Here is an 11,638-nt window from a genome sequence, read left to right on the forward strand (position 1 = left end):
GCCGGCTGCTGTCGCGCTCGCAAAGCAAGAAGCCCGGCGTTTTGCCGGGCTTTCTCTTCAGCACGATAGCCAATATTTCATTTCCCGAAGGCGCCCGAGTCAAATTTGTAGGAGGCCTGGAGAAAGCCGCCGTACCGCTCGTAGCTGAAGGTCGTGGGCGACCCCGGGACTCCAGGAAATTGGGTGGTCCCACTGGTCGTCCGGGCGTACCAATAGCGGCCACCGACGCCGACGCTGAAATTTCTCGTCACGTCGTATGACACAATGCCCTCGAGCTGGTAGCCCCAGCCATTTCCAGATTGCGGAAGCGGATTGATGTCGGGCCGCAGCCAGTGATTGTCGAATCCGCTCAGCCGGACATAGGGCAGAACGGCGCCATCGAGGGTGACGTTCCAGTTCTGGCCGAGCTTGAAGACGCCGTTCAAACCCACACGGAGCGAATCCCAGTTCTCGGTCTTGCTGAGCACCAGCACGCCCCCCGCAACAGGTTCGAGACCACAGATAAACGGATTGGTCGCGACCTGGATACATCCGTATGCGTTGACGGTTTCGTAGAAATGGTTGTAGCCGATGAAGCCGCCGACCTTGAACGCCGGCCCCCTCCAGAAATTGTAGCCGGCGTCGATCGTGCCGTACCAAAGCCTGCCGCTGTTCACGCTGCTGTCCGTATTCGAGTACGGAATGACGGCTGGCGGGAAGTCTTCGTCGTTGAGCCTGCCGCTGAAGATGTTGCCACCGCCCGCAAAGCCCTTGGCGAAGAAACCCAGACTGTGATCGGCCCTGGCGAACCCCTCGCCGGCATGGCTGTTGAGATTCTTGTAGGTCAGCAGAGAATTGGTTTGGCCAGCGACGAAAGGATCGCCCAACGTGTAGCGGGTGCGGCCCGAACTGTAGAAATAGCGGGCGCCGACCTCAAACTCCCACAGCGAGACCGGCGGAGGCGGCGCCTTGACCGGGAGATCCGCGGCCGACGCCGCGCCGGCGCCGAGCACACAAGCCACAGCAGTGATGAGGCTGCCCGCAACTGGTAGAGTGAAACGCTTGATCGCACCCCGTGCCGGCCTGGCCTGCGTCAAACCAGCCGCACTCCTGTCCTCAGAAGACTGCATCGATGCCCCCCTCTGCTACTCTTTCTATCTTGAGTAGAGGTATGCTACAAGTTCGCGCAGATTCATGCAATCGACGTCACATGACACAAGTTGCTTCTTATCCCCCTGTTGCAACCTCGCAACAAACGCAATGCGCTCGACGCCTGCTCGATTGCGCTATCCTTGTACCCGTCCCGCGGACTGGAGCGCGCTATCGTTCGGTCAAGCTCGTCATCCTGTCGCTCGCATTCATCGGCAAGCTCGCGGCGGTGGACGCCCAGACATCATCCAATGGGCCTGGAAACCCCTTCGTCCCATCGTCATCGAAGCACGATGCGGGCAAGCTGCCGCGTGCCAAGCGAAGCCTCCCGCCACGGCATTCCACCCGCCCCGTCCCCGGCACGGAAGAACGCAGCAAGCGTTGCCCGCCCTATTCGGCTTATGTGGTCTGCAAGTGATGAGCATACTCATCGCGCGGGCACCGAACCTGGCAAACGAGGCCGCCGCGATCTGATGCGAACTCGGGAACGGGGCACCGGCTACTTCGTCAGCAGTGCGTACGCCCCGTTCCAATCCTCGGGCGGCGGATTGACCTGGTAGTTGCGGATGCGTGCGTCATAGAGATCATAGAGCTTGGCCAAGTCTTGTCCCTGGTCGCTCTTGCGGCCGCGCTCGATCGCGGCCAGCGCCCCTTCCCAATCGCGGCTGCGATAGCTCGCCAGCATCTCGATGGTGAGGTTGCGGAGCAACTGGAAGCGCTCGGAATACATCACGTCCTCGCGGCCGGCGATGGCGTAGATCACCTCCGGCTCGGTCTTACCCTTGACCATGATGAAGTCGAGCTCGAGAATCGCGAGCCGGTCCTTCACGGCCATCGCAGTCGCCGAGCCGACGATGATCGGAAAGCCGTACTCCTTGGTCTGGCCCTCCAGGCGCGAGGCGAGGTTTACGCTGTCGCCAAGCGCCGAATAGTTGAACTTCAGGTCAGAGCCCATGTTGCCGACCACGCCGATGCCGGTGTTGAGGCCGATTCCGACCTTGAGCGGAATGTAGACGTGGCCGCCATGCTCGGCCTCCTGCTCGCGTTCGCCGTTCACCTGATCGATCCGCTCGAGCATGTCGAGCGCCGCCTCGCAGGCATTTATCTGATGATCCTTGTCGGCGAGCGGCGCGTTCCAGAACGCCATGATGGCGTCGCCCATGTATTTGTCGACATAGCCCTTGCGAGCGATGATCGCGTTGGTCAGCGGCGTGAGGAAGCGGTTCATCAGCTGTGTCAAGCCCTGCGGATCGTGCTTGTAGCTCTCCGAGATCGTGGTGAAGCCGCGCACGTCCGAGAACATCACCGTGATCTCGCGCTCCTCGCCGCCCAGCGTCGGCGGTGATTGGGCAAGCTGCTCGACCAGCACCGGCGACAGATATTGTCCGAACACCGAGCGCATCTGCCGACGCTGGTTCTGCTCGCGGACGAAGTTCGCGAAGATCAGCGTCAGATAGATCGCCGTCGTCGACAGCATCGGATAGGTGAAGTCGATCAGCAGCCGATGCTGGGTGTAGAAGTACCAGGAGATCCCGAGCAGAGCGGCCGCGAACAGCGCCCCGACCACCACGAGTGTGACGGCGCCGAGTTGCGGCGCGAAGACGATCACGAGCAGGCCGAGAAGGAGCGCACCGAAGAACTCGGCCGGGAGTCCCCAATAGGGCGGCGTCAGAATCGCACCGGTCAGAGCACTCTCGAGCACCTGAGCATGCACCTCGACGCCCGGCATGGCCGGAGAAATGGGCGTGGTCTTGATGTCGTTCAGGCCGGTGGCCGATGGCCCGATCAGCACCAGTTTGCCGGCGATCTTCTCCGGCGGCACCCGACCCTCCAGAACGTCAATGGCCGACACGTAGATCGATGGGTCACTCTCGGCATAATGCAGCCAGAGCTGCCCATTCGCGTCGGTCGGAATCTGTACAGCACCCAGACCAAGACCGATGATGCCACTCTTGTCAGTCCTGATCCGAATCGTATCCGTGCGGGTCGCGACCCGCAGCATCTCGAAGCTCAGGGAAGGCATGATATCCCCCTGAGCCAGCATGATCATCGGCACCCGGCGAATGATGCCATCGCGCTCCGGTTTGATGGTGAACAGGCCGCGACCAGCGGCCGCATGCTCGATCACGGGGACGTTGCGCAGCAGCCCGGGAAAATTCCACATGAATGGCGTTGCATCCTGGCTGTGGCCCAGCGTCGCGATGCCTGTCACAGGCAAAGTCTTGTCGAGGCCTGCACGAGCCTCAGGACCACCGGATTCGCCGAGCACTACGCGCGACCGCTTCAGCGCGTCGGCGAGCACCTGGTCATTGGATGGCAATATCCTCAGCTTCTCGCGCGTCGGCTCGTCGAGATTTGAAAAAGTCTCGGCCGCGAGCCCGGGATTGAGCCGGTCCGGCTCGGCAAACACGACGTCGAAGGCAATTACCACGGCGCCGAGTCGGGTCAGAGTGTCGATGATCTCGGCGATCCGCGTGCGCGGCCAGGGCCACTGACCGAGCTTGGGATTCGCGAGACTCTTCTCGTCGATATCGACGATGGTCACCGGCCGCAGCGTCTTGATCCGCGGACTCAGCACCTGGAAATTATCGAAGGTCCGGACGCGCAGCTCCTGCACCAGGGCAGGGTCTGCGACGCGTAGCGCCGCGAAGCCGATCAGCAGCAGCAGGCAGATCATGCGCGCATAGCCGAACTTGCGGGCGAACCACCGAGGTACTGCTCTCAATCGTTTCATGCAGCATCCGATATCACGCCGAAGCCGGCGATCCGAGTCGTCCGGTTATCCGGACCGCGTTCCGCTCGGCGACGCCGCCGTCCGCATCGCGCGGCGGACGCGCGGGCTCAGACGAGGTGAAAACCGTCGTGATGCGCCTTGAACTGCTCAAGCGTCACCCCCTTGAGGGTGAGCGTATCGTGGGCTGCGTCGGTGATGATCGTGTCGTGGCCGCCATTGGCGGACTGCGCCGAGGCCACGAGCGCAGCAACGCCGGCGAACAGCGAGTGATCGATCTCGACGATGTCCTTGTTGACGTCGAAATCGCCGATCGTGGCGCTGCCGAAATGCGGGTTGAAGACGAAGGTGTCGTTGCCGTCCTTGCCGAAGATCGTCACGCCACCGCCGACATTGACGAAATTGTCGCTCTGGTCCGTGCCGTTGACCGTCGATGCACCATTGCCCGCCAAGGTGACGGTCAGTGCCTTGGTCGCCGTGCCGCCGTGGCCGTCGCTGACCTTCGCCTGATAGGTGATGGTCAGCGTGTCGCCGGAATTGAGGAAATCCAGGTTCACGTCGGCCGGATGATATGTCCAGTGCAGGACATCGGAGCCGCCATCGGAGCTCGTGCTGTCGAAGGTGATCGCGTGGGCATCGGCCAGCGCCTGGACGTGGGCATTCGAAGGCAGGCTCAGAGAGCCATTGTATTTGATCACGCCATTTTCGACCACCGAAGCGGTCAGCGTGTCGCCGACATCCCCGTCGAGCACCGTCAAGGTGCCGGACATGCCGCTCGCCAATTTCACCGGCTGATCCGGGATGTAGCCCGCCGAGACGTTGTCGAGCTCGAACGCATTCTGGCTGCTGGCAAGCACCACCTTGTTGAACGGGGACAGGCCGAGGAACTCGACATAGCCGTTCGAGGCCAGCGAAGTCTGTCCGCCATTGGCGAGCAGCGGCGCGACGTCGCTGCCCGAGTAGGAGGCGACCAGCTTGTTGCCGTTGTAGAAGGAGATGCTGTTGTAGTTGTCGACCGAGCCCCAATACAGCCCGAAGCTGTTCTTGACGCTGTCGAAGGTGATGGTCTCCTGGGCGTGGCTGCCGATGCTGAGATAGTTGGTCTTGTCCACACCGTCGACCATGTAGGGCGCCGCCGACACCGGCGAGGAGCCGTGCACGATCCCCGCATTGCCGCTGGCCGTGAACGTCGCGTGCAGCGCCTGGCTGTAGAAGCTGCCATGGCCGCGCCCGTTGTCGGAGATGTTGCCGGCCGACACGCGATCGAACGTTTCGGTCGGCAGGCCCTCGGCATTGGTGCTGGCGGTGCTTGCGAGCACCCTCGCCTGCTCGGCCAGGATAACGGTCTGGACCGTCGGGTTCGTTTCACCTGTGATGACGGGCGCATCCTCTGCGCCGTTGACCGTGATGGTGACGGGCACATCGACCACGACGCCGTGACCGTCGTCGATCGCGACCGTGTAGGTCAGCGTGACATGCTCGTCGACACCGAGATAGTCGAACACCTTGTCATTGGCAGCGAAGGTCCAGGCCTGCGATCCCGCACCACTGCCGGATTCTGTGAGCGAGCCGAGCGACAGCCAGCTCTTGAGCACGGACAGATCCGACGGCAGCCCGTGGTCGTTGCCGGAGGTCGCGACGCCGGTCACCTTCAAGACATGCGCATCGGTGATGTCCGCATCCTCGAAAGCGATCGTGCCGCTTACAGTGTCGAGCAGATCCGAGCCGGACATCGCCGCGCGCTCGGCGATTTCGGCCGACTGCACCTCGCTCGTCACGACCGGCAGGTCGTTGGTCCCGGTGATGTTGACGACGATCGTCGAGGTCGCGCTCTTGCCCTGATGGTCGTCGAGCGTCACCGTGGTGGTGACCGTGACGGTCTGGCCGGCGCCGAGGAAATCGAGCGAGCCGTCGGTGATGGCATAAGTCCAGTCGACCTTGCCATTGTTGGCGTTGCCGCCCTGGCTCAAGTGCAGCGCCTGTTCCAGCGCTGCGATCTGGTCCGGCGTCAGCTGACTCGACAAATCTTTCTGCTGATCGGCCGCAGTCCAAGTCACGCTCTGCGCCCCGATCGATGCGGTTGGCCGATCGGTCAGGTCGACATCGGTGAACTTGACGCTGCCGGCGACGCTGTGCTGATCGGACGACCCTGTTTGCGCGGCCGCTTCGGTGATTGTGCCGGGCCGGCCGGAATCCGCGATCACAGGCGCCGTGTCTTCGGCCGTCAGCGTGATCAGCGTTCCGTCATGCCCGTCATTGCTGCCCGCGAAATGCAAGTCGCTGAAGTCGCCTTCGAGCGTCAGGGCAATGCTGTGCCCTTCGCCGTCGATGACGGTGAGCACGCCCGTCTCGACATCGTAAGACGCCGTTGTCGCCTCGCTCCACTTGATCGTCTGCAGATCGATCCTGTCGTCGACGCCGAGGCCGGCGATCTTGGCGGAGAAGCCGGCATCATCGATCACGAGTTCGCTGCTCCCCTCGCTGCTGAAGTCGATCGTCTGGTCCACGTGACCATCGACCGTCAGCGTTGCGCCGGCATCGACCTTGATTATCCCGGAGCCTTCGACGTCGCCGGCGATCTCGAACTTGCCCGCCGTGATCTCGATCGTGCCATAGTTGAAGATCGTTCCGCCGATGCCGCTCAGCCCGCTCGCGGAGATCGTGCCGTAGATGTAGAGCGTGCCGTCATGACTCACCTTGGTATCGGCAAGGTCGAGGATCGCACCGAGGTCGACGGTGCAGACGCCGAAATTCCAGACGTCCATTCCGGACAGGGTCACATCGTTGCCGGCGATCTCCAGCGTGCCGACGCTCCGAATTTCCAACGTGCCGCCGGTGAGCGTCGTGCTCCCGTCGAGCACCAGGGTCGATTCCACCGGCATCTCACCATCCTCATCGATGATGATCTGACCGTCCGTGTTATCGATAGTAACGTTGTCGAAGGTGGTCGCAGCCGCGGTCTCGACATGAACGATGCCGTGGTTGACGAGATCGCCGCCGGTGATCGTGCTGTCCTCGATCAGCAGCAGCGCGCCGTCGTCCACCTGGACAGTGCCGCCGTTGTCGACGCTGACGCCGATCAGTGTTGCGCTCTCCTCTGCAGCGACCTGAAGCATCGAGCCGTCGCCGATGACGATATCGACGTCGGTCAATGACGCGCTGCCCTGGACCGTCAGGATGGCCGTGATCTCCGCGAACGCGCCGGTCTCGCCGATCAGCAGCGTACCGCCCGCGACGGCGCTGCCCTCGATCGTGCTGTCGCCGTCGACGGAGATCGTCCCTTCGTTGCTGACAGCGCCGCCGGCGATGCTTGTGCCGGACAGAGACAACGCGCTGCCCGCCGCAATGGTGATGGCGGCGGCGTTCGCATTCGTGATCGTCTCGTCTTCGAACGCGTTGCCGCTGCCGGACACGGCGATCGTCTCGAAATTGTCGAGCGTGCCGCCGCTCAGCGCGGCGTGGCCGGTCAGGGCTATCGTTCCGCCGGACTCGTTGGTCAGCGTGCCGCCAGTAATATCCGCATGCGATAGCGTCAGGGTCGCGGAGCCCTCGACCGTGATATTGCCACCCGCATTATCGATGCTGGTGCCGCCGTTTAGCGTAAGCTCACCATCGGCCGCGACATCGATCAGGCCGGCATTCGTGACGGCTTCGTCCGAGAGGGTGTTGCCGCTGCCGGAGACCTCGATCGAGCCAAAATTTTTCAGCTCGCCATCACTGATCGCGGCTCCGCCCTTCAGAACGAGCAGGCCGTTGGCAGGTTGGGGTGTCTCCCCGCCGCTCTCCAACGTTCCGAAGTTCTGAACGATCGGCGCGCCCTGGATGACGATGGCGCCGCCATCGATGCTGCCGCCATCCAGAGTCAGCGTCGCGCCGAGGTCGACCTCGATGAGACCGGAGCTGTCCTCATCGGCGTTCGCAACGTCACCATGCACGGTCAGCGTGCCGCCGGACAGCTCGATCATTCCGGTGTTGACGATGCCGGCGTTCGCCCCGAAGACTCCGCCGCCAGCCAGCAGCACGGTGCCGGCATTGTGCAGCTCGCTTTGCTCGAGAATCTGCGCCGAGCCGCCGACGGTGATCGTCGCACCCGAGAAGTTGTAGATGCGCGAGTCGGCCTTGGCCGTCAGTGCGCCGCTGATCGTCAGCGTGCCGTTATTGTCGAGCTCCGGAACGGCGCCGCCGCCGAAATCATTCAGCGTGACCGATTTGGCGTAGGCGGCGTCGTCATCGATCGTCACCGGAAAGGCCGGCGTCAGGCCGTGCAGCTGATCGGTGATGATGATGACGTCATCATCGGCGGTCGGAGCCAGGCCGGTTGCCCAGTTCGCGCCGTCGCTCCACAGATGAACCTGGCCGCCGCTGCTTTCGCCGGGCTGGGTCGTGGCGATCCAGACCACGGCCGGATCGTCGGTGCCGGTGATCGTCACCGTGATCGTCTGGGTCGACGTCGCGCCATGCGAGTCCGTCACGGTCACCGTGTAGGTGAGCGTCACCTTCTGACCCGCGGGAATGAAATCGGCGACATAGACCGGTAGGTTGGCGAAGCTCCAGTTGATCTTGCCGGTGCCGCTGCCGGTGCTGTCGGAGGCCAGGGATGCCGTCAGCGCCTGCTCGAACAGCGCCAGTGGCGCCGGCGGAATGCTGCCGCCGCCTTCAAGAACCGCGCCGGTCAGCTTGGCCGACACGCTATGGGTGTCGGTGAGGTCGACATCCTTGAACGTCAGCGTGCCGGAGGTCGGGTCCTCGGAGGTGAGCGGCCCGCCGGGCACGCTGGTGCCGCCCTCGAACGCGATGGTCGGGACGTTCGCCGTGATCTCGGGCTTGTCGTTGGTGCCGGTCACCGTGATCGTGATCGGCACCTCGGTAAACTCGTTCGACGGCGCGAAATTGTTGTCGACGCGCACGACGTAGGTCAGCGTCAGCGTCTCGCCCGCGGCCAGAAAGTCGAAGTAGTTGTCGGGAACACTGTAGCTCAGCATTGCCGAGCCGAAATTCTTGTTGGTCGGATCCGGCACCACCGTGATCTTCACGGCCGTCGCCATGACATCCTGCAACTGCAGGGCGTTCAGCGATGCCGTGACGTCGGCCTGCTGCGCGCTCTTGAACGCATAGGACTTGAAGCTCACCGAGACCGTCGGCCGGTCGATGTTATTGACGTCGAGGAAATTGACGCGGGTGAGGACGGTGTCGAGGTCGGCGCCGTTGCCCGTCTGACCGGCCCGCTCGGCCAGACCGAAGGTCGTGGTCAGCCGGCCGCCGGCGTCGAGAATCCTGACCTCCGGCGCACCCGGAATGTGCGACGGCTGCTCGGACGTCGAGCTCGTCGTGGGTGTCGAGCCCGTATTGTCGGTCACCTGATAGGTCGGCGTCGCGCTGGTGCCATTGGGCAAGGTCAACGGCGTCAGCGTCTGCGGCACCCCGATGTCGGTGAAATGGGTTGTCGACTTCGGATTGGTGTTGTCGGTGAACTTCAGCGTGAAGACGTCGTTGATGAGCTTCTGGATGTCCGGCGTGAGCGGCACAGCGCTCTGATTCACGATTCCGTTGCTGATCTGGATCTGCTGTCCGGCCTGATTCACCACAGCGATCGGCTGCAGCGTCGTCTTGTCGAACAGCACGTAGGAGCCGGTGCGGCCATCGGGCTCGACCAGCACCTGGAACTTGGCATCGGGCAGACCGCCCTGCCCCGGCACCGTGAAGTCGATCTCGACCAGCACGGCGGTGCCGCGAATGCCCATGGTCGCCACGGGCGTGTCGACCTTCATGTCGCCGTGCTTGGCGGTCTCGCCGGCCACGAACGAGATCGTGCCGGCAACGAGGCTGATCAGCGAGGAATTGTTCGACCCGTTGGGGTCGTACACCATTTCATTCAGCACCATCCGCGCATTGGACGACAGGCCGAACACGGTGCCGTCGATGAAGGTGATGCCGAGCGTCGAATCCGAGCCGGACTGGACCACGTCGCCCTTCTCGACGTTGTCGCCGTTGTGAAGGAGGATCGAAACGCCGTTGCGGATGACGGTCGCGGTGCCCTGCAGCTTGGTCACATGGCCGATGACCTTGCTCACGCTCGCAGCCGCCCCGGCTTGGCTGACCTGCACCGCGCCGGAGAGCGCATTGACGAGGTCGCCGGTCAGATGCGCGCCGTCCGGCGAGGCCAGCGGCGCGCGTTTCTCGCCCTTGAAATAGTCCGGCAGCACCATCTCGCGTCCGTCGGACGACAGGATCAGGTCGAGACCAGACCGCTTGAAATCGGCATTGAACAGAAAATGCGCGTCCGGAACGACGATGGCGTCCGTCGGCGCATGGGCATGCGGTGCCTCCAGCCGCACGTGACCGTGCGAAGAGGCGCCCCGGCCTTCGGAGAAAAGCGCGGCGTCAGAATTGCCAGCGTAATTCACGGGGCCACCGACTATGGTTAATGAATACATAAGAATGAGTGTTCAAGGCGTGCATATCACTGGCAAGTGTCTGGCGGAACCACCTTCAGCTTGTGCTTCAGGTGGCCAAAAACGGCGACTTCCGCGGGATCGCTACGATGTTGTCGAGTTTTCGCCCTCTTTAAAGTTGGCGCCGGCCGAGGCCTTCCAAGTCAAAATTCGCATCGCTTCAGAAAACAAAAGTAATTCCAAGTATTCATAGACCATCCAATACCTTTGCCGACATCAACATCCGCACCGGCTTACCCCTGACAACGGATTTCAAGTGGAGGACTGCGGGTGGGAGAACAAGAATCGGCGAATTGCATCAATTTGGCAGGAGCTGCAGCTGAGTTCGAAGCACAACTTCACCGCGAACCCTCCTGACCTTCGCGACCCTCGCTCAGCTTTCGCTAGGATTTGTCGCATCGGAGCAACACAACGTTCAGCGTAAATCCTGCGATTTGGTCGCCGGATTGCCGGTTTTAAGCAGAGGCCAAGCCTCCGCACCCATGCTGACCCCCAACAAGCATCCGGTTCCGTCAGGCGCTGCGTCGCGCCGGCCGAGATCCGGGCACGGGGCGTCACATGAATTTTCTCGCGCTGATGCGCGCATCGCTGGCGGTCGCGGCCGCCAGCGCCGCCATGTGGATCGGCAGCCCAGCGAGCGCCGGTCCTGTCGCGCAGCCATTGGGGCTTGCAGCCGCCATCGAGGATACGGCGGAGCCATTCGGCCTGCCGCGGGTCGGCCTGGAGGCCGGCGCGTTGCGCGACAAGTGGTTGGCGCTCGCGCGCAAGCTCGAAGACGAGCGCGTGCAGCTTGCGCTGTGCGACGGCGACCGCGAGCGCTGCGTCTCCCCCGCCGCCCTCAGCCTGCTGGCGATCATCGATCAAGGCCGTCTCCGCGCGGGACGGGCCAGGCTCGGCGAGATCAATCGCGCGGTCAATCTGGCCATCCGGCCGGCCAGTGATCTCGCTCAATATGGCCAGATGGACGTGTGGGCCTCCCCTCTCACTACGTTCGAACGCCGTGCCGGCGACTGCGAGGACTACGCGATCGCCAAGTTCGTCGCACTTCGGATGGCTGGCATTGCCTCCGACGATCTGCGGATCGTGATCCTGCACGATGTCGTCCGGGGCGAGGATCATGCCGTCGCGGCGGCGCGCCTCGACGGGCATTGGCTCATGCTCGACAATCAGCGCATGGCGATGATCCAGGACAGCGATGCGCGGCAGGTGCGGCCGTTGTTCGTGATCGACGAGACAGGAATCTCCCGGTATCAGGCCTTGCCCCTGATGGCGGAGGTCCGAGCGCTGTCGCCTGAGGGGACGGCTTCCGTGAACCATTGACGATCGC

4 protein-coding genes are annotated in these 11,638 nt (G+C 63.1%); 1 reads left to right on the forward strand and 3 read right to left on the reverse strand.

What is annotated here, in order from left to right:
* Positions 1 to 77 precede the first annotated feature (77 nt).
* The 3 genes from QX051_RS06815 to QX051_RS06825 all read right to left on the reverse strand — a co-directional run bounded on the left by QX051_RS06815 (position 78) and on the right by QX051_RS06825 (position 10,263).
* Complete coding sequence (locus QX051_RS06815; RefSeq protein ID WP_315775552.1) at positions 78 to 1,109, reverse strand: hypothetical protein; 1,032 nt, start codon at positions 1,107 to 1,109, stop codon at positions 78 to 80.
* 518 nt (positions 1,110 to 1,627) lie between these two features.
* Positions 1,628 to 3,862, reverse strand: a complete 2,235-nt coding sequence (locus QX051_RS06820; RefSeq protein WP_315775553.1) for an adenylate/guanylate cyclase domain-containing protein — start codon at positions 3,860 to 3,862, stop codon at positions 1,628 to 1,630.
* Positions 3,863 to 3,969: 107 nt separating this feature from the next.
* The gene (locus QX051_RS06825) at positions 3,970 to 10,263 is read right to left on the reverse strand and encodes a VCBS domain-containing protein (RefSeq protein WP_315775554.1); all 6,294 of its coding nucleotides are present in this window, start codon (positions 10,261 to 10,263) and stop codon (positions 3,970 to 3,972) included.
* A gap of 606 nt (positions 10,264 to 10,869) precedes the next feature.
* Between QX051_RS06825 and QX051_RS06830 the strand changes: the two genes are divergently transcribed.
* Positions 10,870 to 11,631, forward strand: coding sequence for a transglutaminase-like cysteine peptidase (locus QX051_RS06830; RefSeq protein ID WP_315775555.1), 762 nt, complete (start codon positions 10,870 to 10,872; stop codon positions 11,629 to 11,631).
* The last annotated feature ends 7 nt before the right edge of the window (positions 11,632 to 11,638 follow it).

It is taken from the genome of Bradyrhizobium sp. SZCCHNR1053 (assembly GCF_032381235.1).
Taxonomy (GTDB): Bacteria; Pseudomonadota; Alphaproteobacteria; order Rhizobiales; family Xanthobacteraceae; genus Bradyrhizobium.